The following is a 24,083-nucleotide window of genomic DNA, read 5'->3' as shown; positions in this document are numbered from 1 at the left end:
GCCTATTCCTCACCGTTTGACAAATTTATTTCCTCGGAAACAAGTTTCCACAAACTGCGATGAGTCTCTACATTTTCTGTACGAGTTGTACGAATCTCTACAACATGCAAACCGCCTTTTGTGAAAGCATGGTTCATTGCATGTCGAAATTCTTCCCAGCTGCTTGCTGAAGAAAATGTGCCATCATACAGACGAGTGGCATGCTCAAAGTTTAATCCAGTTGGCGTACCGAATAGAAATTCAAAGTGCTTTTCTTGTTTTGACTGCGGTAAAAATGAAAAAATTCCTCCGCCGTCATTGTTAACTAGCACAACGGTTAAATTTAAATTATGCATTTTAGCTGCCAGCAGACCATTTAAATCGTGATAAAACGATAAGTCACCAATAAATAAAACGGTGTGATCGTAAGCCGTGCTTACGCCTAGAGCAGACGAAACTACACCATCAATTCCATTTGCACCCCGATTTACAAAGAGTGGAATATCTTTTTCCGTATTTAAGAAGAAAGAATCAATATCTCGAACAGGCATTGAATTTCCAGCAAATAAAGCCGTGCCTTCAGGTACTACATCAACAATTTCTTGAACTACTTGTCCTTCGAACCATTCCTGGCCGGAAGTTAATGTTCTCAGAGCCTGTGCAGTTTGAGCATTAATCTTTTTCCACAGACTCAGCCATGAAGTAGACTCCTCTTGATTCGCTGAAAGACGCTTGATCAGTTCTTCACAAAATAATGTCTCATCAGCTTCAATCATCACTGTCGAACGTAAAGTAGGGTCTCTCCAGCCTTTACCTTGGTCAACTACAAACATTTCTGTCGGCTCGTGGGCTTTCAAAAATTGCAATAGCGGTTTCGATACCGGCATCGCGCCAAAACGAATGACAACTTCCGGATAAAAACGCTCATCAACCTTATCACTTTTTAAAAATGTATCATATGTCTCTATTACATTTTCTTTTGAATGCTTGCCGCTTCTTAATTGTGATAACGGATCTGCGATCACTGGAAAGCTTAAAGATTCAGCTAAACGGCATACGCTGTCTGCTGCTTTTAAAGACATTTGATCTCCACATATAATAAGTCCTTTTGTTGTTCCCTCTAAGCGCTTCGCAATTTCTTCGAAACCTTTTTCAGATAGAGATGCTTCTCCATGAATAGCAGACACATATGATTTACCGCGTTTCCCTTGACTCCATAAATCTTCAATAGATAAATCTGGTACAATCGGTTCACGTAAAGGTACGTTAATGTGTACAGGACCGCTCGGTATAGCTTGAGCTGTATGAACAGCCCTTGAAGCTACTGTTCGAATATAACGATTCATATCTGCACTTTCTTCTGGTAAAGCTGTATCTACAAACCACTTCGCATATTGACCGAAAAGATGATTCTGATTAATGGCCTGCGGGGCACCTATATCCCTTAACTCATGCGGCCGATCCGCTGTGATAACTACTAAAGGAATGCGTGAATAGTGAGCTTCAATTACTGCAGGATAATAATTCGCTGCAGCTGTTCCAGATGTACATACAAGCGCCACTGGTTTTTTCTTTGCTTTTGCTATTCCTAGAGCAAAAAAGCCGGCGGAACGCTCATCAATATTTAAGTGCACATGAATATCAGGGTGCTCAGCCATAAGCATCGCAATAGGCGTTGAACGTGACCCTGGACTGACCACTACTTCTTCAACATTTGCTTCTACTAATTCATCCACGAATGACGCAATATACGTTGTTAATGATTTAATGTGTTCCACGCATAATCCCTCCTAAAGCTGAAAGCATCGGGTTGAATTTAATTCTTGTTTCTTCATATTCACTTTCAGGCGTAGAATCTGCTACAATTCCACAGCCCGCAAATAAAACGGCTTCTTGCTGCTGAATAACAGCGGAGCGGATTCCTACTATAAATTCACCGTTTCCGTTGATATCCATCCATCCTAAAGGAGCTGCATACCACCCTCGGTCAAAGGATTCTAGCTGTCGAATAATAGGCAAGGCCTCCTGTTGAGGATATCCTCCTAGCGCTGGTGTTGGATGGAGCTTTTGAATAAATGAAAATAGCGTTACATCTTCCTTTATACGCCCTTTAACAGGTGTATACAAATGTTGAATATGCTTTGTTTTATATAAACTTGGCGTACTTGGAATTTCTACTTCATAACAATAAGAATTCATCGCTTCTTTAATCATATGAACAACAACATCGTGTTCAATTAAGTTCTTGGGATCTTGAAGCAATTCCTCACCTAGTTCGTGATCTTCCTGCCTTGTCTTTCCTCTTGGAATCGAACCCGCTAAACATGTGGAAAACACATAATCTCCTTGTTTTTGCACTAGCCTTTCTGGGGAAGCGCCGATAAAATGCTGATGCTCTCCCTCTAAAATATATGTGTAGCTAGTTGGCTGTTCCTTTAACAGACGCTGAAGCACGTATTCAGTAGAAATATCTTCATTAAATTTTACTTTTAATTGACGAGCAAGAACTACTTTCTCTATAGCCTGTTGCTTAATTAAAGTAGTAGCTCTTTCAATATTTCCTTTAAATTTCTCTACCCCAATTTCCTCTTTTTCCAACAGCAAAGGTGAAATATGGGATTCCCCGTCGTACTCTTCACAAAGAACAAGTTTTTGGACCTCTTCGAAATAATTGATGTGCTTTTTAACAGAATCTTGTCCTTTAACCATCATATTAACGGTAAGGTATCCTTCTTTGTCTGCCTGAGTATATAACACAGTTGGAATCATAAATTTTGAACTCGGGAAATCACTCCAATAGTTTTCTCGATACTGATTTGGGTCAAATGAAAATCCTCCAAATAAAAGAGGACCTGTCCCATCAGGGGAAATTTGGTTATTTTTATAAAAGTCTTCTTTTATAAAGCGCTTCCATTCATTTTCAATGTGGAAATAACGTTCTTTTGCCGCATTAGTGCAAATAGTATGCGCATATCCTAATCCAACAAATGTATAATAACTGTTAGGATCTTTCCAAAAAAAGCGTTCTTTATAAAACTGGTCATGTCCGTTCGCATAAAAAATAAGGGGGTCAATAGGTCTTACTTTTTTCACTAAACTGACCAATTTTGGCTGATTTTCATTTTTTGCACACTCAATCGCATCTTTAATGTATTCTTGTACTAACTGTTCGGTCGTTGCAATCACACTACGTCCCCCCGTTCATCTTTTTTTCTTAAGTCTGTAACTAACTTATTATAAACTTTCAGTTCAAAAAAATCTAGCATCGCGATTCACGAGAAAAAATTAATTTCGCTTGTCTAAATTATGCCTTTTCATTAAATGAATCAAAAATCTTTATGATCTATTCAGTACTCTTTAAACCTCGAGAACGTTATTTTTATCATACCCTTTTCTATAACCTTTAACTTTCTTTAATTTTCCACTCCTTTTCTCTCTTAGCTTCATGAATATCCCAAATACTCCTAATATGAATCGTGTTTTTTTGAATTTTTAACACATACTACAAAAGCACAATAAATTTTTAAGGGGGAGCTTCATGACACTTTCAAAACAAAAAATCAGTCAGTTAAAACAAAATTTACAGCAGCAGCAGGCTGATATTCAATCGCACTTTGATCAAAATGATCATTTTGGTCTAACTCGAAGCGACGCTCACGATGCTGTAGGAGAACTTTCAAGCTACGATAACCACCCTGGTGACACAGCCACGGAAACATACGAGCGTGAAAAAGACCTTGCACTAAATGAACATGCAAAACAAGAGCTACATGAAATAGAAGAAGCACTTCAGGCAATCGCTCACAGCACGTATGGAACGTGCAAAGTATGTGGAGAAGATATCTCGTTTGAAAGACTTCAGGCTGTACCAACTACTTTATACTGTAGAGAACATAGCCCATCACAGGATATTCCAAAGCACAGACCTGTAGAAGAAAATGTTCTCCATCACCCATTTGGTCAATACGACTATGACGATACCGAAACAACAGGATATGACGCAGAAGATTCTTGGCAAGACGTTGCGCGTTACGGGACGTCTGAATCTCCTTCTGATTTTATAGAAGATACGTCTAACTATAGTGAAACCTATATTGAGGCAGATGAAGCTATTGGGTACGTTGAAGATTATGAAAACTTTGCCGCTACCGATTTATATGGACAGCCTCTTCCTATTTACCCTTCAAAAGAGCATGAGCGATATGAAAATGCACTGGATGAAGAAGGTACGATGACCATATTTGGAGATTTACCAGCCTATGAGAAAGATCCATACACTGAAAAGGAGTAGTTCTTCATACTACTCTTTTTCTATTTTTAGTAGGAGCTATAGGAGATGACATCGAATGAATAGGAGATTAGAATTAATAATGAGGTGAAAATGATGAATGCACATGAAATTGATTATAAATTGTATGGAGATGACATGCAGTTTGTTGAAATTGAATTAGATCCTTCAGAAAGTGTTATAGCAGAAGCTGGAGGAATGATGATGATGGAAGATGATATTGAGATGGAAACCATTTTTGGTGACGGTTCTTCTTCCAACAGCAGCGGGCTGTTTAATAAACTCAAAGGAGCTGGGAAACGCGTATTAACTGGTGAAAGTTTATTTATGACGGTATATACAAATAACGGATATCACAAACGAAAAGTATCTTTCGCTTCACCTTTTCCAGGCAAGATTATTCCTGTCGATTTAGAGCAGCTCGATCATAAAATCATTTGTCAAAAGAGCTCCTTTTTATGCGCTGCCAAAGGCGTATCCGTTGGCATTGATTTTCAAAAAAAACTAGGAACGGGCTTCTTTGGCGGTGAAGGTTTTATTATGCAAAAGCTAGAAGGTAATGGCTTGGCATTTTTGCATGCAGGCGGAACCATTCATAAAAGACAGCTGCAGCCGGGTGAACGCCTTCGTGTGGATACTGGATGTTTAGTAGCCATGACCCGTGATGTAAACTACAACATCGAATATGTAGGGAAAATTAAAACAGCTCTGTTTGGAGGGGAAGGCATGTTTTTTGCTACTCTGTCAGGACCGGGAACAGTTTGGATTCAATCTCTTCCTTTTAGCAGACTAGCCGATCGTGTTTTATCAAGTGCAGTTTCCCCAACGGGAGGTAAAGGTGAAGGCAGTATCCTTGGTTCTTTAGGTGATTTCTTAAACGGTGACAACAGATAAAATAAAAAAGGTGTAGTCTTTGACTACACCTTTTCTATTTATTGATTTAATAAATTTTTAGTGGAATGAATTCCCCAAATATCAGATGCATATTCCTCAATCGTTCGATCACTAGAAAAAAAGCCGGAGTGTGCAATGTTCGTCGCACTCATTTGAAGCCATTTATTTTCATTTCTATAAGCTTCGTTTACTTTTTGCTGTGCCGTAACGTATGAGTCAAAGTCACGGAGTACATAGTATTCATCATTTTGCATTAATAATGAATCATATATAGGCTCGAATAAGTCATATGTGTCAGGCAGGAAGCCGTTGGTAAGCTGCTCGAGCACTTGTCGAATCCGCTTATCATGATGGTAGTAATCATAGGCACGGTATCCTCCATTTTGCTGATAGCTCAACACTTCTTCGGCTTTTAATCCAAAAATAAAGACATTATCTTTTCCTACTGCCTCGCTAATTTCGACGTTCGCTCCGTCCATCGTGCCAAGAGTTAACGCTCCGTTCATCATGAATTTCATATTTCCCGTTCCCGAAGCTTCTTTGCTGGCGGTTGAAATCTGTTCACTGACATCCGCTGCAGGAAAGATATACTCAGCAAGTGACACACGATAGTTTTCTAAAAAAACGACTTTTAAAAACGGTGATGTTTGTGGATCATTATTGACAACATCAGCTACAGAGTTAATTAGCTTGATGACTTTTTTTGCATAATAATAGCCGGGAGAAGCTTTCGCACCAAAAATAAATGTACGAGGAACGATTTGAAAATTAGGGTCTTCTTTTAATCGATTGTACAAATACATAATGTGCAGCACATTTAAAAGCTGCCTTTTGTAAGCATGAAGCCTTTTAACCTGTACATCAAAAATAGAATTAGAATCTATTTTAATTCCCGTTTGCTCTTGAATAATATCCGCAAGCAGCTTTTTACGCTGTTGTTTTACTGTTTTTAGTCCTTGTAAAAAACTTGGATCTTCCACGTACTCTTGGAGCTTTATAAGAGAATGCGGCTGTTTAATCCATTTATCTCCTATCACCTCGGTAATAAGGGAGGAAAGCTGTGGGTTAGCTTTTAACAACCAGCGCCGGTGGGTAATTCCGTTCGTTTTATTGTTAAATTTAGCAGGATAAAACTGATAAAAATCTTTCATTTCTCGTTCTTTTAAAATATCAGTATGAATCTTTGCCACACCGTTTACTTTATAACTTCCCACAATTGCTAAATGAGCCATCTTTACTAACCCGTGCGCTAAAATAGCCATATTTTCAATCCGCTCCCAGTCCCCTGGATATGATTCCCATAATTCTTTACAAAAGCGCTCATTAATTTCTTCAATAATCATATACACGCGTGGAAGCAAGGGTTGAAATAAATCAATCGGCCATTTCTCAAGGGCTTCAGAAAGAGTCGTATGATTTGTGTATGATATGGTATTGGACGTAATATGCCATGCATCTTCCCATTCCATTTTTTCTTCATCCAGTAAAATTCTCATTAGCTCAGGAATCGCAAGTACAGGATGAGTATCGTTAATATGAATGGCTACTTTTTCGTGAAAGTTTGTAAGTGTTTGATAGGTATTTCGATGTGCTCTGATAATACTTTGTAAGCTAGCTGATACAAGAAAATATTGCTGTTTCAATCTTAATATTTTACCATCTTCATGTGTATCATCTGGATATAAAAATTCTGATACAGCCTCTGTTTGACGCTTATACTCCATCACATCTTTATGTACTGGAAATGATGAAGGCTCCGCATTCCAAAGGCGAAGTGTATTCACTGTATCTGTTTTATACCCGATAACCGGGATGTCATAAGGAACAGCAGAGACGGGTTCTCCTTTTACATGACGAAAAGAGAATTTTTCGTCTTCCTGTACCATTTCAACTTCGCCCCAAAAGTTCACTTCTATGGCTTGATCTAATTTACGTACTTCCCATGAGTTCCCATGCCTTAACCACTGTTCTGGGAGCTCAATTTGAAAGCCGTTTACAATCTTTTGATCAAACAAACCGTGTTTATAGCGAATCCCATAACCGTGGCCAGGAAGATTAAGTGAAGCAAGAGAATCTAAAAAACAAGCAGCAAGCCTGCCTAATCCGCCGTTTCCTAATCCTGCGTCTACTTCTATCTCTTCAATATTTTCAAGTGAAATATTCAGATCACTTAATCCTTCTTTTACAACTTCCCGAATTCCTAAGTTCAACAGATTTTGACCCAATAGTCTGCCTAGTAAAAATTCGATAGAAAGATAATACACTTGCTTTGTATGTGAAGACCTATGAATTTCATTGGTTGAAATCCAATCGCTGCTAATATACTCTCGCACCATATTTCCTAATGTATGATAGTGATCTTGAACAGTAGATTCTTTAAAGCTCTTTCCATATGTCATTTCCAGCTTTTTCAAAAAAGCCTCTTGAAAGCTTTTTTTATCAGAGAACAATCTGCTCACCCTTTCACGATGGAGTAGATGTCAAATTTGAATACAATTGATTATATTTAAATGCCGATTGCCCCCAGCTATAATCCTGACTCATAGCATCCATCATTAATTTTTTCCATACATCTTTCTGGTGATAAAATGAAACAGCTCTTTCTAACGTATGAAGCATGTCATGAGCATTATAATTCTTAAAAGAGAAGCCATTTCCCTCTCCGCTATATTCATTATAAGCTTTGACCGTGTCATTCAGGCCGCCCGTTTCACGCACGACTGGAATGGTTCCATATTTTAAGGCTATTAATTGTCCGAGTCCGCAAGGCTCAAAACGGGAAGGCATTAAAAATAAATCCGTACCGGCATAGACTTTATGAGCAAGTTCCTCATTAAAACCAATAATAGCTTTTACTTGTTGCGGGTACGTATCTTCCATCTCACGGAAAAACTGCTCAAACTCGTATTCTCCAGTTCCTAAAATAACAATTTGGGCTCCTAAGTTAACCGTCTCATGGAAAACGTGCTTAACTAAATCCAATCCCTTCTGCTGAGTTAACCTTGTAACCATCGAAATAATTGGAACATCCTTATTTTCTTCTAATTCAAGATAGCGCTGGAGCTCTTTTTTATTTTTATATTTCCCTTCAATCTTTTCTACCGAATAAGGATAAGATATAAGCTGATCTGCGTTTGGGCTATAAGCTTCTTCATCGATTCCATTTACAATCCCAATTAAATCTTGATTTCGCTGACGCAATAATCCATCTAAACTTTCTCCGTAATATGGCATTTGAATTTCATCTCGATATGTAGGACTTACCGTGGTAATTTTATCAGCTGATACAAGCGCAGCTTTCATAAAATTAATATTCCCATAAAACTCGAGCTGGCTTGTAGTAAAATAATATTCATTTAAATTTAATAACTCATATAAATTGCTCTTAGGGAAGATTCCTTGGAATTGTAAGTTATGAATCGTAAAGACCGTCTGAATATGATCATACATATCATAATTAGCACGAAGTAAAAATGGAATCATAGCCGTATGCCAGTCGTGACAATGAATAATATCAGGCTCATTCTCTAAAAATGGGATAGCTTCAAGCACAGCTCTGCTGAAAAAAGCAAATCGTTCAGCGTCATCGTAGTGTCCATATAAGCTATCTCTTTTAAAATAATATTCATTATCAATGAAAATATATTTAACGCCATCCATCGTTAACGATTCAATTCCGCAGTACTGTCTTCTCCACCCAACCTGCACATGAATAACTTTTTCAAGCACCATTTCATCTTGATAATGTTGAGGAATCGTTCCGTACTTTGGCATGACTACACATACGTTCGTTCCTAACTTTTTTAATTCTTTAGGCAGGGCACCGGCTACGTCTGCTAATCCTCCTGTTTTAATAAAAGGTACACATTCTGATACAGCAAATAATACATTCACGACTTCATCAACGCTCCTTGAGTTGTTCCTTTAGCAATGACTCTAGGTAATCCTGACTCACCTAGCAACGTTTCATTACTTCCTATTTTCACATCTTTGTCTAAAACAACATTTTCTAATACACTATTTTCTAAAATAACGCCTTTTTGCATCACAATGCTATTCTTAACGACCGTACCTTTTCCAATTTTAACGCCTCGGAAGATAATACTATTTTCCACATGCCCTTCAATCACGCACCCGTTTGCGATCATTGAATTTTTCACAACCGCTTTTTTTGCGTAACGAGTAGGCGGTTCATCTTTTACTTTAGTGAAAACAGGACGTTCGTTAATAAATAGCTGCTTCCAAACATCTGGAGATAAAATTTCCATACTTGTTTTATAGTAGGCATCTAAGCTAGAAATCTCAGCCGTATATCCATGGTGCTCATACTTTTCTACACGATGAGATTGTGCCATATATCGAACCATTTCTTTAATCGTATAAAAATCATGGGATTCATTTTGCAAAATATTAACTAGAATAGATTTATTAATAATATACATATTAAGCGATTTATCACCCTGCTTCATTTCAGTAATATCTGCATTTGAAGCAATATGACGTTGCAACACGTGCTCAAAGTCAACTGTACATATCGTATAACTATTCGCAATTAATACGTATTCCTGCTTACTTCTTAAGAAATAATCAATATGATAACGGAACTGCGTGAATAGTGATGGACTTTCTAAGTGTAAATCACTTGTCATAGGAGGGAAGATAAACAATCCATCTCGCTTCCGATCCAAATCCCACTCTTTTCCTGAACCTATATGATCCATCAATGCGCGATAGCGATCACGGGGAAAAATGGCAACGCTCGAAATTCCAGAGTTCACCATATTAGAAAGCGTAAAATCGATTAATCGATAGCGTCCTGCAAAAGGAATGGCAGCAATCGATCTATAAAAGGTTAAAGGCTGCAGCGCTGTTGTGTTTGTACAAGCATCAATAATACCAAGCATTTGATTATTCAATGTCGTTCATCCTCTCTGTTCGTTAAATGCATTTAGCAACTGATTCAATCAATTCTTGAGTAACAAGAATTACTTCTTCGCTTCCTTTGGTCGGTCGAATAATAGTACCGTCTGGAACTTCAATATCCGATGGGACAATAGCGTTTTCAATATATACGTTAGAACCTATCTTTGCAGTAGGCATGACAACCGTTTTCTTGACTTCAGAACCTGAGCCGATTTGTACACCTGGAAATAACACGGACTGCTCTACGTTTCCTTCAACAACGCACCCTTCATTTACTAATGACTCCACCACGCAGGCGTTTGGCGCGATATATTGAGGAGGCTGATTAGGGTTAACAGAGTATACTTTCCATGAAGAGTCAAATAAATTAAGCTCGTCTTTATCACATAACAAATCCATATTCGCTTCCCACAAGCTTTTTACAGTTCCTACATCTTTCCAATAACCTTGGAATGGGTATGCAATTAGCTTTTTCTTTTCGTCTAGTAAAAGCGGAATAACATCTTTACCAAAATCATGGCTTGAATATGGATTGCGTGCATCCATTTCTAAATATTCTTTTAAAATACTCCATTTAAAAATATAAATCCCCATGGAAGCTAGATTGTTTTTAGGACGCTGAGGCTTTTCATCGAACTCCATTACGTCTAGGTCACTATTTGTATTTAAAATACCAAAACGGCTCGCTTCCTCCCAAGGTACTTCAATAACAGAAATCGTTACGTCTGCTTCTTTGTTTATATGATAATCAAGCATATTTTCATAGTTCATTTTATAAATGTGATCACCTGATAGAATCAGTACGTACTCAGGATCATACTGTGTTAAATAGTTTAAATTTTCATAAATAGCACTAGCCGTCCCTTTATACCACTTTACTCCATCTGACTCCGCGTATGGAGGCAATACCGTAACGCCACCATTCCGTCGATCCAAGTCCCAAGCGCTTCCAATTCCAATGTATGAATTGAGAACTAGCGGTTGGTATTGTGTTAACACACCTACTGTTTCAATACCTGAATTTGTACAATTACTTAAAGCAAAATCAATAATTCGATACTTACCACCAAATGGTACAGCTGGCTTTGCTAGATTTTTTGTAAGTGAACTTAGCCGACTACCTTTTCCTCCTGCCAATAACATCGCGACGCATTTCTTTTTTAACATGTTGTTTTCTCTCCCCTCGTTTTCTCTTTGCTCGTAGTATACTAATGCCAAACGGCGGAATATTCATTTCAATGCAAAAAGGTTGGCCGTGAAACGATTCATCCACTGATTTTAATGCCTTTTTATTTACAATACCTGAACCGCCGTACACTTCGTCATCACTGTTAATAACTTCAATGTACTCTGTCTCAACTGGAACTCCAACTTTGTAAGAATGATATGGATGCTCAGAAAAATTGCTAACAACTATAAAAATCTCCTGATTTTCTTTCGACTTACGAATAAAAGAGAAAATTTGTTGATGATGGTTGTTAACATCAATCCATTCAAATCCATCTGGATTATGGTCTAATTCATATAAAGGCTTGCTTCTCTTATAAATCTTGATGAGATCCTTCATATATCCGTTAAGATTGCGATGCATATCAAAATCATAAAGCATCCAATCCAACTCCTCTAAATCTTTCCACTCATCAAATTGGCCAAACTCTCCGCCCATAAATAAAAGCTTTTTCCCAGGGTGTGCAAAGAAATATCCATATAGCAGTCGAAGCTGTGCAAACTTGCGCCAGTAATCACCTGGCATTTTATTAAGTAATGATTTTTTCCCATGTACGACTTCATCATGAGAAAGCGGCAAAATAAAGTTTTCGTTAAACGCATACATTAGTGAAAAGGTCATTTTATCGTGAAGATAGGGACGTCTTTCCACGCCAGCTTCCATGTATGTTAAAACGTCATTCATCCATCCCATGTTCCACTTATAATTAAAGCCTAAACCACCCTCATACGTAGGTGCTGTAACAAGCGGCCAGTCCGTTGAATCTTCTGCCATCATTAATATCGTTTCATCAGATTCAAAAACAGCTTCATTCAACTTTTTCAAAAAGCTGACAGCTCCATCATTCACTGCTTTTCCAGAAGAATTTTGCCAATAAAGCATATTGGCTACAGCATCTACTCTAAATCCATCTATATGGAAGTACTCCAACCAAAACAAAGCGTTCGAAATCAGAAAACTTTGGACTTCAGGCTTTCCTAAATCGAAATTAGCTGTTCCCCAAACGTAATTTTCACGATCGGGCTCTTGTTTGTATTCATAAGTAGGTTCTCCATCGAACATATACAGACCATGTTCATCCTTACAAAAATGCCCGGGTACCCAGTCTAAAAGAACCCCTATATTATTTTGATGACACTCATCTATAAAGTTCATCAACTCTTTAGGTGTACCGTATCGACTGGTAGCAGAATAGTATCCAATTCCTTGATATCCCCAGGATCGGTCGAGCGGATGCTCAATGACTGGTAATAACTCAATATGTGTAAAACCTTGTTCAGCAATATAAGGAATAAGCTCCTGTGCTAATTCACTATATGTATAAAGGCTGCCATCTTCATGAGTCCTCCAAGACCCTGCATGCAGCTCGTAAATACACAGTGGTCTTTCATATATATTTTGCTGTTTTTTCTTTCTACGCCAATATTGATCGTTCCATTTGTACCCATCTAATGAGTAAACAATAGACGCAGTGTTCGGACGCACTTCACTGAAGAAAGCGTATGGATCTGCTTTTAATTTTTTTTGATTGCTTTGTGTGATGATTTCATATTTATAAATAGTCCCTTGTTCTAACTCAGGGATAAATGTCATCCAAATACCTTGTTCATTAACTTTAACCATTGAATGTTGAAAACCGTTCCATTTATTAAAATCACCTACAACGCTTACACTCTTTGCATGAGGTGCCCACACGCAAAATCGTACGCCTTCAATTCCTTCTACCGTTACCTGATGCGCACCGAAAATAGAGTAACTGCGAAATAAGTTTCCTTCGTGATACAAATGAACATCAAATTCAGTAGGCTGAACCGCTAGATTCACTTTTGCCACCCCTTTAACTTCAAACATAATATACGCACATAATATACGCTTCTTACCACTCATTCCCTTTTACAGTAAAAACATAAACCTTTTCTACAAATATAATAGAATAAATGTTCTTTTAAATTGCTCTTTATCCCATACTCTTCATACTTTATTACTTTATGAATAATTCCATATGACATAGGGAAAATCCTGCTTAAAACTTACTTTTTATTCTGAAAATTCATGGTAATTATTCCTAACTATTATTTCTGTTTACTTAATCTTTAAAAAAGCGCAAATAAAAAAGGTTTGCATATATGCAAACCTTTTTGNAATTTTTATTTAACTTAGGCGTAGTACAAATATAACTAAAAAAATTTCTTATGAGATGAAAAATAACTGAAAATTTAGTTTATAATAAAAGTATAGTCAGCATAATTTTAAAGCGGTGATAAGGAGTGGATCGTGTATGTATCGTACACAAGTAAATGGAAAAGAAATCATTTTGTTATTTTCAACGCTCGAAGCAGCAAAGAGCCGCAGCAACCTAGAGAAAGAGCAAATTTATAAGCGCGTGTTGCATTTAAATGAGCAGCTGCTAATGTTTCAAAATGGAACAAGCTTCACCATTGGCGATCCGTTAGGATTAATTGTAGCTCAAGTGAAAAAAAGTGATTTGACAACCATATATATCGAACATATCATTGATAAACAGTTTATGTATGATGGAGAGGGGCATCGAGGTGAAGTAGTGTAACAAGATGACACCTATATATGAAGAAGCGTACGGAGATACTCGTACGCTTCTTCATATATAGGATTAAAAATATGCGATTTTACAAGTATTAACAGGGATAAATAACAAAGTTTAATAAATTAAAGAAGAACAGTGAAACCATGAATAGCAATCACCTTTTTAGCTAAAAAATATAGATACACATCATCTTATGTAATGAGATAGTTAAGCTTTAAAATCAATGAACACGAGAGGTTTTATAAAGCTTAAATTGAAAAACGTGTGATTGTGACGTTAATTAGAAGTAAGGTTTGGAGGACGCTATGGAAAGTAGAAAAAAATTGGATTTACTTGCTCTTGCTTCTGTGCCACTTATCATGACCCTCGGAAATTCAATGTTAATTCCGGTATTGCCGGTGATTGAAAAACGTCTACAGATAAGCTCGCTGCAGGTATCCATGATTATCACGGTCTATTCAATTTTCGCTATTTTTTTAATCCCGATTGCTGGTTATTTATCAGATCGATTTGGCCGCAAGAAAATTATTATTCCAAGTTTGCTGCTTGCTGCAGTAGGAGGGGCTTTAACAGGCTGGGCTTCATGGCAAATGGCCAATCCTTTCTGGGTTATTTTAATTGGCCGCGCGATTCAAGGAATAGGTTCAGCAGGAGCTATGCCTGTTGTGATGCCTTGTGTAGGAGATATGTTCAAAGACGAGCAAGAAATTACAAAAGGACTAGGTTTAATTGAAACAGCTAATACGTTTGGGAAAGTACTAAGCCCAATACTGGGAGCTTTTTTAGCGGCTATGATTTGGTTTCTTCCTTTTTGGTTCATTCCTATTCTTTGCCTTATTTCGATTCTTTTGGTTATCTTTTTAGTAAAAGTTCCGAAAAATGATAGTTCTTCTGAATCTGAACAAAAAAAGAAAAGTATTAAGCAGTTTTTGAAGGATTTGAAGAAAACGCTCAAAGAAAATATTGGATGGCTTATGGCTATTTTTATTTTAGGCGCCATTATTATGCTTGTATTATTCGGTGTTTTATTTTACCTATCGACCATACTAGAGGAGCGTTATCATATTGTGAATACGAAAAAAGGTTTAGTGATGGCTATTCCTTTGCTCGCTTTATCTATTTCTTCTTTTGTGGCGGGGAAAAAAGTTGGAAACAATAAAATCGTTATGAAGTGGTCTGCTTTTTTTGGCTTCTTATTGTTAACATGTTCTTTCATCATTTTATTTTTTAATACGTCTCTTTTTAGTATTTTACTCACTTTAGTGCTTGGTGGAATTGGAATTGGAGCAGCTCTTCCCAGTCTTGATGCGCTTATTACAGAAGGAATTGAAAAGGAAGAGAGAGGAACCATTACGTCTCTTTACAGTTCGATGCGCTTTGTAGGAGTAGCAGCTGGGCCTCCCCTTTATACATTGCTTATGAAGTGGTCGGACATGGCTGTGTTCCAAACGTCTCTAGGGGTTAGTGCGGTAGGTGCCATTTTAGTTTTAAAAGCGATTAAACCAAAGCCTGAAGGCGGCGTAAAACTGAAGAAAGCTGAAGTGTGATTTTATAGAGCTGTCTTATGATAAAAGACAGCTCTTTGCTATTTAAAGACCCGTCAATATACTTAAATTTATATTGTGTCTAGAAAAAATCCTTGAAATTTCTTATACTTCAATTTATAGACAGCAGATGCAATAGTTCTTATTTTATTGAATAAGGTGGTTTTGAATTGAGTATAAATTATCAGAAATTAAAAAGCATGGTGGATCATTATCAAATATTTGATCTTGTAGCGTATATAACAGAAGAAGTACAAAGCCTTCAACCAAAGAGCCTTACGGGTATTGTGAAAGAATGGTTAGCAAACTTACAAACGGAAGAAGAGCTGCACGAGCTTATCCGCTTTTGTGATGAAGCTTTATTAAATCGTTTAAGTCGAATGTTAACGACATATGGATATCGTCGATTTGGCTCGATTCGAATGGTAACTCTTTATTGTGATGATCTCCTGCGAGAAGGCAAGATACTCGACGCTGATGATAGACTTTCTTTATTAATTTCTCAGCTGGATACGGAATCAGTTAAAGAGGAACAGCTTGAGAAAATCTATTTTTTAAAGGTAAGAATTCTTTTAGAAATGAAACAAGTGGATGAAGCTTCTGAGTGGATGAAACAAGTAACGTCCCATAATCAAAAGGGTATGGCTGACAGATGGGGCTATTTTCATTTGCAGCTCAACGACAGAATGAAAGCTGAAGCCTGCTTAAAAGAAGGAACGACATATAAGGAGAATGGAGATTTTTGCTATGCAATGCTCGCAGACTTATATGCGTATGAAGGGAAGCATAAACAATCGCTTGAAAAAATTAACGAGGCTATTGTCCGCTACCCACAGCTTCCGTCTTTATATATGGATAAAGTGATGCGATTAAAAGATTTAAAAGAGTATTCTCTCTTGCTTGAAACGATTGAATTTATCGATTCAAAGTTACCCTATCACGATTATCAAGACTTTTTTACGCTGCTGCGCGCCGACATTTATTTTGAACAGAAGCAGCAATCTCAGCTTACGCATCTGCTCTCGACTAAGCGATGTTTAAAAGATTCACCTTATCAAAAATTAATTGGAAAGAATACAGACGATAAATGCAGTACAATCAAGCTTCCTATTGTACCGATTGTTCAAAAAGATAATTATTGCGTGCCAGCTAGTATGAGTATGATGTTAAGGCTTTTACATACCGAAAAAACACAGGATGAGATTGGGACGCGTATTTACGGAGGGTTAGGCTCCAAATTATCAACTGCGGTGAGCTACTTTGAATCTCTTGGCTTTGCAGCGATGTTTTTTACAGGCACAGTTGAACAGTTTAAAGAACTATTAGACAAAGGGCTGCCTATTTTGGTCAGTCTGGAATTTGAACAAGCTTCCCATGTTCAAGTTGTATTTGGCTATGATGATGAACTTGAACTTTTTCATGTACAAGATGCTAATTTTCTAAGTCCAACGTATGTAGAATATAAAAATTTTGATCAGCATTACGCTAATTCGGGTTTTTTATCAATTGTTGCTTCTAAAGCGGCAGCGGATCTCGCTTCACTTTCTAAAGAGCAAGATGTGTTTATTCGTCAGCTGTATGACTTAATCGAACTAGTTGAAGCGAATGAAGAGGCACACATTAATGATCTCGTTTCTTTACTAAAAGCAAATGAGCATGTTCCATTTGCCGCTATTTACAGTATGAAGCATTTGTATAGAAAAGAGCATGAAGCCTATATTCGTACGTGTATTAACCATGTGTTAGAGAAGTATAGCAATCATGATTATCTTAAGCTTCACGCTGCATATGCCTTTTTTAAACTTGACGACAGTAAGGGAGCATCTTCCTTGTTACACCACATAGATAACAAAAAGCATAGCTCTTTTTATCACTATCTTAAAGGAAGAATTGCGCTGGATGAAGAGAAGTATGATGAGGCTGTTGAAGCACTGCGCAGCTCCCTGCAATTAGACGTAGAGCAGCATTTGAACTGGAGCTATTTAGCACTTGCATATATGTACAAAGGAAACCTGGAAAAGGCTTTTGAATGCTCGACCATTTCCTTAAATATGTATGGCGATGAATCTTATACACAAATCAATCACGGACTTATTTTAATGGAGAAAGAAAGATATGCAGAAGCCAGAAATCTTTTCGACGCGTTATTAAAAGAAAACCCAAAAGATGCGCACAGCTGGTTTGAAAGAGCCCGTTGTGATGAACATTTAAAAAAGTTTCGTAAAGCTTACCGGGGATTTCAAGTAGCTAAACAGCTTTTGCCGACTGTTCCTTATCCATATCTTTCGATAGCTGATTTGCTACAATATCAACTAGAAAAAACAGACGAAGCTGAAAGCTATCTCAAAGAAGGCATGAAGCATCTCCCAAGCGACATGACAATTCGAGGAAGACTAGGCGATTTATACGTCGCGAATCAAAGGTACGAAGAAGCTATTGCTCTGTATAAAGAAGGCTTAAAAATAGAAGAAGATGCCCTTATGTATTTGGGCTTATCTTATGCGTATCTAGAAACAGGTGAACATTTAACGGCCGTTGATACGCTCACGCTTATTGCGCAGAAGTTTTCATCGAACAGCGACGTCCTGTTGGATGCAGGCAGCATGCTTTTGGATGCAGCAAAAGAGAAGAATCTAGACGACCAAACGATAGAGTTTGGATTTGCTCTTTATGAAGAAGGAATTCATTTTGCTCAAACAGCGCTAGCTGAAGTGTTAGAAGCATATACGAGTTATTTAGAAGACACGGCTTTACTGACTCGTGGAATTAAGTTTTTAACTGCAGAACATCAAGAGCACCCTAATGAGATTTTGTACATGTGCTACTTAGGCATATTATACGAACAAGCCAAGCAGCTAACAAAAAGTGAGAAACTTTATCAACAAGCGCTTCGTATCAAGCAAGATGCTTTGCCATATTATCGGTTAGGTGAAATATATCAATCAATGAATCGCATCACTGAAGCAAAAGAGGCCTTCCAAAAATGCTTAACTCTTGATAAAACATTTGAAGCCGCTTGTATGAAGCTTGCTGAAATGGCTTGTGAAGAACAAAATCGAACGGCTGAAAGGAATTGGCTGCTTCAATGGATACAGCTGAATCCTATGGAAGTAAACGTTGAGCACGCAGCTTCACTTTGTGAAACAGAGAAAGAGTATGAAGAGCTGTTAGAGGTATTAAAAAGCGTAAAGGAAATCGTTTTGCCTCAGTGGCTTGCTGACAGCCAGGCTCATGTGTATCGCCTAAAAGGAGACATTTCACAGGCTGAAACGTATTTAGAGAAGGCGCTTGAACTAGATCCACAGAATCCTGCTATTCGCCACCATCAGGCAAAATGGCTCATCATGGAGCATAGATATGAAGAAGCTAGAACAATTCTTACAGAGCTACTAAGTGAGAATCCGGAAGATTACGCTCTATTTCAAACGTTCATGTCTAGCTTTCCAAATGGAAAAAAACTGTCTGGGCTTACGACAGATTTAAAAAAGATAAAAATGGAAAAACACAGCAAAAGCTTGTTATTTAAAAATGCAGCCGAGGCTTTAAATGAGTATGCCGATTCGATCGTAGAAGAGCAGCAAGGATCTATCTTCAAACGAAGCTTAGCAAAGTTCAAAGCAAAAGCAAAAACGGTTACGCTGCTTGGCTTAACGATTGAACTGTATGAACTTGCTATAAAAACGGATCCGAATAATAAAGAGGCTGTGCATGCATTTGCGGCTTTTTACGAAGAGAAAGGATTAATTGAAGATAGCATCACCGTGCTGAAAAAATCGCTGCATCAAAGCTGGGATTTTGATGTTGCCTATCATTTAGCCAATATACTCGTTAATATCCATGAAAATGAACAGGCTGCACATGAAGCGCTAAACTTAGTTCAAAAACTTCTTGAACAGCAGCCGTATCATATAGATTTGCAGATATACCGGGCATTTATTTTGAGTAGCCTTGAAGAGGTAGAAAAATCGGAGACAGCTTTTCAAGAATTACTTCAACAGGAGATTTATCAGCCTGACATATATGCAGGACTAGCAAAACTGTATAATAAAACACAACGTTATCATGAAACTGTTCAGCTTCTTCAAAAAGCGATTGAACAGCGTCAAGAGTATGAAGGGATGTATACTGATTTAGGTATCGCGTATCATTTAGAAGGTGAAACGGAAGCAGCAGCTTCGCTTATGATAACCAGAGTAGAAAGTGGAGACGAAGATCTTTTTATTCGCTATAACTTGGCATGCTATCTAGCTGTTCTTGGAAAAACTGCTTCTGCTCAGGAAGAGTTGGATTATATTTTAGCACATGATGAAACGGGAGAATTCTATGAACTGGCTATGGCAGACGATGAACTAAAAGGATTAACGGTAAGAAGGTAAAAAAAAGAAGCTGGGTTTCAGCTTCTTTTTTTTATCCCTCTTTTGCACCTTGTCTTTTCAAAGAAATGGATTCAGAAATTTCCAGTGCAAGAATGATAATTGTGCCAAGAACTAATCCGTTGCTTAAAAACGTAGTAACTAAAGGTGGCAGTGTTGAAAAAGCTTGAGAAGGCAAAAACATAACCCCTATCCCCGACAGCAACGCAATACCGGCTTTTTTCATTGCTTTTTCGGGCTGTTTGGCATGCTTGAATTCTCCAATTCCAAGAGCCATCATACCTGTAAAAACAGGAAAGATTGCCGCGTATCCGACAGCAGGAGGAAGAGCGGACATAATGGATGTTAAAGGAGTAAAGATACTCAAAAAAAGCAAAAGACACGATGCTACAATAAAAGGAACTCGGCTATAAAGATTTGTAGCTGAAATAAATCCACCGGAACCTGAAATAGGAACGGCACCGACACCTGAAAACAATCCTCCAAGCAGCTGACTTATACCCGAAACCATCCCGGAACGCTTAATATTGTCTTTTTCAATTTTTTCTCTTTTGTGTTTATAAACAGACTCAACAACACGAATAGAAGCGAGCATGTTTGTAATTAAAATGAGCGTCACAAAAAAAGCAGTGACAACCATATTCCATTCAATGCGAGGAGCTCCAAATACAAACACTTTAGGTATGTAAAATAACTGCGCCTGAAACTCGATAGGTTTAGCTAATCCTAGTATTGCAAATACTCCCCAGCCTACACCAATACTAATAATAATGCTGAGCTTATTTAACGTCCTGTGTGATAATAAATAAAAAGTCAGCAGCAAAATCGCAGCTGAAGCCAGCGCAATAGGAAGTTTAATAGCTGAATTCGTTTCTGTAATACCAAACATTCCTTTTAAAAAGGAACCGCTGAGCTGCGTCACTAATAAAATTAAATATGTACCGGTAACTGTCGGGGTAAAGTATTTTGCTAGTTTATCAATGAGACCAAGCAGGCTCATCAAAATAGCGATTATCCCGCTTATAAGGAGGGTGAACTGCAGTACGCGGAGCGTTTCAGAGTGAGAACCAAACAGAACCGTTCCAAGACTCGCATACAGAGAAAAGACGCCCCACCAAACACCAGCTGGCCCTTCCATGATGGGATATTTATGCCCTATAAATACCTGCAAGAGCCCGGATAAAGCTAAAATAAATAACGTTCGCTGTAAAAATTGAATAGAATCCGCTGCGTTTAAATGAAACTGAGAAGCAATTACAATAGGAACAATCATACTATTAGAAATCATAAATAAAAACCATTGTAGTGAAGCAATGGAAACTCGAAACATTCTTAACACCTCAATTAATGCCGACGAGCGGCTGAATGAACCAACAGGCTGCTCTATTATTTTACCATGGGATTTCCAATTTGTAAGCGATATCTTGTTAAAAGGAAGACGAATAAAGTGTCAAAAAATTCAATATATTGTTGTAAAAAGAAGAAAGATAATTTATAATTTTCTTACAATTATAAATTATAAACATAAGAATAATTTATAATGAACTGACTAACAGTCAAGGAAGGAGGAGGAATAAGACAAATGAAACTATATCTGTCGGTTGATATGGAAGGAATTACGGGACTCGTCGATCACACAAATGTTCTGCGACAGAAAGAAAATTATGAGAGAAGCCGCAAAATAATGACGGATGAAGCAAATGCAGTAATTTATGCAGGATTTAGAGAACAGTGCTCAGAAGTTGTGGTAAATGACAGTCATTCGAGTATGAATAATCTCCTTGTTGAACGGCTTCATCCAGAAACTCAGCTTATTTCAGGAAGCGTAAAACCATATTCAATGGTACAGGGATTAGATCAGACTTTTGATGGTGCTATGTTTCTAGGATATCATGCTAAAGCATCCATGCCTGGTGTCATGTCTCATTCGATGATATTTGGTGCTCGCAATATGTACATAGACGATACGAATATTGGAGAGTTAGGCTTCAATGCATACGTCGCAGGCTATTACGGCGTGCCAGTTTTAATGGTAGCCGGTGATGACCAAACGGCGCTGGAAGCACAGCAGCTTATTCCAAACGTGACGACTGCTATCGTCAAACAGGCCATTTCACGTTCTGCAGCCAAAACATTAACCCCTAAGAAAGCAGAACAATTACTTCAAGAAAAAACAGCCGCAGCTATTCAACACAAACACCTTGTTAAACCTTTAATTCCACCTAAACATCCAACCTTACGAATAGAATTTGCAAATTACGGTCAAGCAGAGTGGGCGCATTTAATGCCGGGAACAGAAATTGAGCCTGGAACGACGACCGTTCGGTTTCAAGCAAAAGATATTTTAGAAGCTTATCAGGCCATGCTTGTTATGACTGAATTAGCTACGCGCACAACATTCTGTTAGAAGGTGGGATAAAGGTGAAAAGTTATATTCTGAAACGATTTTTATCCATGCTTGTTACGCTGTGGGTAATTGTGACCTTAACCTTCTTTTTAATGCATTCGATTCCTGGATCTCCATTTAATGAAGAACGAGCGACAAGCGATGCAGTTCAAAAAAACCTGGAATCATTTTATCACTTAGATGAGCCGCTAGCTGTGCAATATATTCTTTATTTAAAATCCATTGTTACCTTTGACTTTGGTCCTTCCATTAAACAGCCGTCTCAAACGGTTAACGACCTTCTAGGAAGAGGGTTTCCCGTGTCATTTGAACTTGGAATGGTGACGTTAATTCTTGCGGTAATTTCCGGTATTACACTAGGCATTATCGCTGCTCTTAGAAGGAATGGAATAATTGATTACATGGCGATGAGCATAGCAGTTATCGGATTGTCGGTTCCAAATTTTGTTATGGCCACGTTGTTAATTCAACAGCTTTCTGTTAATTTGAAAATTTTACCTGCCGCTACGTGGACGAGCCCTTTACATATGATTCTTCCGACTCTAGCTCTTGCTACAGGTCCTATGGCTATTATTGCACGTTTGACTCGCTCAAGTATGATAGAAGTACTAACTCAAGATTATATTCGAACAGCGCGTGCAAAAGGGCTTTCACCAGTAAAAATTGTATTTAAGCATGCGCTTAGAAATGCTTTAATGCCCGTTATAACAGTTCTTGGAACGATTGCGGCCAGCGTATTAACCGGCACATTTGTTATTGAACAAATCTTTGCTATTCCTGGCATGGGAAAATATTTTGTGGACAGTATTAATACGAGAGACTACCCGGTAATTATGGGCACGACGGTCTTTTACAGTTCGATTCTCATCATTATGCTTTTTTTAGTAGACATTGCTTACGGAATACTTGATCCACGAATCAAACTGTATAAGAAGGAGGGATAACGTGCTGGAAAAACAGGAGTATAAGCAAATTCCTGATGAGTGGTTTGTGCCAAAGAAAAAAAAGAAATCTGAAGCTGAAGCAGTTGTAAGGCCGAGTCTTTCTTATTGGCATGATGCTTGGCGCAGGCTTGTAAAAAACAAGTTGGCCATGCTGGGTCTCTTTTTTTTAGTCATTCTCGCTGTGATGGCTATATTCGGTCCTATGTTTTCACCCTACAGTGTAACGAAAGCTTCTTTTACAGAGCAAAATCTTCCTCCTTCAGCTAGTCATTGGTTTGGAACGGATGACTTAGGCAGAGATATGTACACCCGGACATGGTACGGGGCTAGAATCTCTTTATTTGTAGGACTGATGGCAGCGCTTATTGATTTTATCATCGGTGTCATTTACGGGGGATTCTCAGGCTACAAAGGCGGAAAAACAGATAATGTCATGATGCGCGTAATTGAAATTTTATACGGTCTTCCTTATTTATTAGTCGTGATTTTACTAATGGTAGTCATGGGCCCCGGGCTTTCTACGATTATTGTGGCACTTTCCGTTACAGGTTGGATCGGGATGGCGAGAATTGTACGGGGGCAAGTATTGCAAATAAAAAACTATGAATACGTGCTTGCATCCAAAACGTTTGGAACAAAAACTAGTCGTATCATTAAGCGAAACCTGCTTCCAAATACGATGGGACCGATTATCGTTCAAATGACACTAACCGTACCAACTGCCATTTTTGCTGAAGCTTTTTTAAGCTTTTTAGGGCTGGGTGTACAAGCTCCTTATGCCAGCTGGGGAGTAATGGCAAACGATGGTTTATCAACGATTCTATCAGGCTATTGGTGGCGTTTGTTTTTTCCCGCTTTTTTTATTTCTCTTACCATGTTTGCTTTTAATGTCCTTGGAGACGGACTGCAAGATGCACTTGATCCGAAATTAAGGAGGTAA

General features: G+C 38.0%; 16 protein-coding genes. 8 read left to right on the top strand and 8 right to left on the bottom strand.

All coding sequences use genetic code 11. From position 1 onward, the window contains the following. Positions 1 to 2: 2 nt before the first annotated feature. Together menD and ACFX4W_RS15880 are read right to left on the bottom strand one after the other, a co-directional pair. On the bottom strand, positions 3 to 1,757 hold the full coding sequence (gene menD, locus ACFX4W_RS15885) for a 2-succinyl-5-enolpyruvyl-6-hydroxy-3-cyclohexene-1-carboxylic-acid synthase (protein ID WP_097824720.1): 1,755 nt from the start codon (positions 1,755 to 1,757) through the stop codon (positions 3 to 5). Continuing rightward, a complete protein-coding gene (locus tag ACFX4W_RS15880) occupies positions 1,744 to 3,165 on the bottom strand; it encodes an isochorismate synthase (RefSeq protein WP_230182999.1) in 1,422 nt (473 codons plus the stop codon). The genes menD and ACFX4W_RS15880 overlap by 14 nt, the downstream gene beginning before the upstream one ends. A 352-nt stretch (positions 3,166 to 3,517) precedes the next feature. On the opposite strand from ACFX4W_RS15880, the gene ACFX4W_RS15875 reads away from it, so the two are divergent. Together ACFX4W_RS15875 and ACFX4W_RS15870 are read left to right on the top strand one after the other, a co-directional pair. Further along, positions 3,518 to 4,270 carry a TraR/DksA C4-type zinc finger protein gene (locus ACFX4W_RS15875; protein WP_162215052.1) on the top strand — a complete coding sequence of 251 codons (753 nt, stop codon included), beginning with the start codon at positions 3,518 to 3,520 and terminating at the stop codon, positions 4,268 to 4,270. A 93-nt stretch (positions 4,271 to 4,363) separates the two neighbouring features. Then, complete coding sequence (locus ACFX4W_RS15870; RefSeq protein WP_013059569.1) at positions 4,364 to 5,161, top strand: TIGR00266 family protein; 798 nt, start codon at positions 4,364 to 4,366, stop codon at positions 5,159 to 5,161. A 38-nt stretch (positions 5,162 to 5,199) separates the two neighbouring features. Here ACFX4W_RS15870 and ACFX4W_RS15865 read toward each other — a convergent pair whose 3' ends face one another. Genes ACFX4W_RS15865 through glgB form a run of 5 tightly spaced genes read right to left on the bottom strand, consistent with a single transcriptional unit; the run spans position 5,200 to position 13,163 of the window. Further along, positions 5,200 to 7,611, bottom strand: a complete 2,412-nt coding sequence (locus ACFX4W_RS15865) for a glycogen/starch/alpha-glucan phosphorylase (protein WP_377559769.1) — start codon at positions 7,609 to 7,611, stop codon at positions 5,200 to 5,202. Between the two features lie 13 nt (positions 7,612 to 7,624). After that, positions 7,625 to 9,055, bottom strand: a complete 1,431-nt coding sequence (gene glgA / locus ACFX4W_RS15860; protein ID WP_043975855.1) for a glycogen synthase GlgA — start codon at positions 9,053 to 9,055, stop codon at positions 7,625 to 7,627. Continuing rightward, a complete protein-coding gene (locus tag ACFX4W_RS15855) occupies positions 9,052 to 10,077 on the bottom strand; it encodes a glucose-1-phosphate adenylyltransferase family protein (RefSeq protein WP_025750736.1) in 1,026 nt (341 codons plus the stop codon). Before ACFX4W_RS15855 ends, glgA begins: the two co-directional genes overlap by 4 nt. Positions 10,078 to 10,099: 22 nt before the next feature. Continuing rightward, positions 10,100 to 11,251 carry a glucose-1-phosphate adenylyltransferase gene (locus ACFX4W_RS15850; RefSeq protein ID WP_016765788.1) on the bottom strand — a complete coding sequence of 384 codons (1,152 nt, stop codon included), beginning with the start codon at positions 11,249 to 11,251 and terminating at the stop codon, positions 10,100 to 10,102. Then, positions 11,202 to 13,163: a 1,4-alpha-glucan branching protein GlgB gene (gene glgB, locus ACFX4W_RS15845; RefSeq protein WP_280560459.1), complete on the bottom strand. Its 1,962-nt coding sequence runs from the start codon at positions 13,161 to 13,163 to the stop codon at positions 11,202 to 11,204. The genes ACFX4W_RS15850 and glgB overlap by 50 nt, the downstream gene beginning before the upstream one ends. Positions 13,164 to 13,590: 427 nt before the next feature. Here glgB and ACFX4W_RS15840 point away from each other — a divergent pair, with 427 nt between their 5' ends. From ACFX4W_RS15840 to ACFX4W_RS15830, 3 genes are all read left to right on the top strand, one after another. After that, positions 13,591 to 13,878 carry a hypothetical protein gene (locus ACFX4W_RS15840; protein ID WP_013082386.1) on the top strand — a complete coding sequence of 96 codons (288 nt, stop codon included), beginning with the start codon at positions 13,591 to 13,593 and terminating at the stop codon, positions 13,876 to 13,878. Positions 13,879 to 14,180: 302 nt separating this feature from the next. Continuing rightward, entirely contained in the window at positions 14,181 to 15,422 is a 1,242-nt protein-coding gene (gene bcbE / locus ACFX4W_RS15835; protein WP_013082387.1) for a bacillibactin exporter BcbE, read from the top strand. Positions 15,423 to 15,589: 167 nt separating this feature from the next. Further along, positions 15,590 to 19,795, top strand: coding sequence for a tetratricopeptide repeat protein (locus ACFX4W_RS15830; protein WP_237074685.1), 4,206 nt, complete (start codon positions 15,590 to 15,592; stop codon positions 19,793 to 19,795). A gap of 31 nt (positions 19,796 to 19,826) precedes the next feature. Here the strand turns inward: ACFX4W_RS15830 and ACFX4W_RS15825 are convergent, their stop codons facing one another. Then, positions 19,827 to 21,122, bottom strand: coding sequence for a purine/pyrimidine permease (locus tag ACFX4W_RS15825; protein WP_237074686.1), 1,296 nt, complete (start codon positions 21,120 to 21,122; stop codon positions 19,827 to 19,829). 252 nt (positions 21,123 to 21,374) lie between these two features. On the opposite strand from ACFX4W_RS15825, the gene ACFX4W_RS15820 reads away from it, so the two are divergent. From ACFX4W_RS15820 to ACFX4W_RS15810, 3 genes are read left to right on the top strand one after another with little or no spacing between them, the layout of a single operon-like run. Continuing rightward, entirely contained in the window at positions 21,375 to 22,199 is an 825-nt protein-coding gene (locus ACFX4W_RS15820) for a M55 family metallopeptidase (RefSeq protein WP_116371870.1), read from the top strand. A gap of 14 nt (positions 22,200 to 22,213) precedes the next feature. Beyond that, the gene (locus tag ACFX4W_RS15815; RefSeq protein ID WP_013056182.1) at positions 22,214 to 23,143 is read left to right on the top strand and encodes an ABC transporter permease; all 930 of its coding nucleotides are present in this window, start codon (positions 22,214 to 22,216) and stop codon (positions 23,141 to 23,143) included. Position 23,144: 1 nt separating this feature from the next. Then, on the top strand, positions 23,145 to 24,083 hold the full coding sequence (locus ACFX4W_RS15810) for an ABC transporter permease (RefSeq protein ID WP_025749326.1): 939 nt from the start codon (positions 23,145 to 23,147) through the stop codon (positions 24,081 to 24,083).

The sequence above is a fragment of the Priestia sp. YIM B13489 genome, assembly GCF_042787645.1.
GTDB lineage: Bacteria > Bacillota > Bacilli > Bacillales > Bacillaceae_H > Priestia > Priestia megaterium.
The sequence above is the reverse complement of the archived record's forward strand: the minus strand, read 5'-3'. Positions and strand labels throughout refer to the sequence as shown.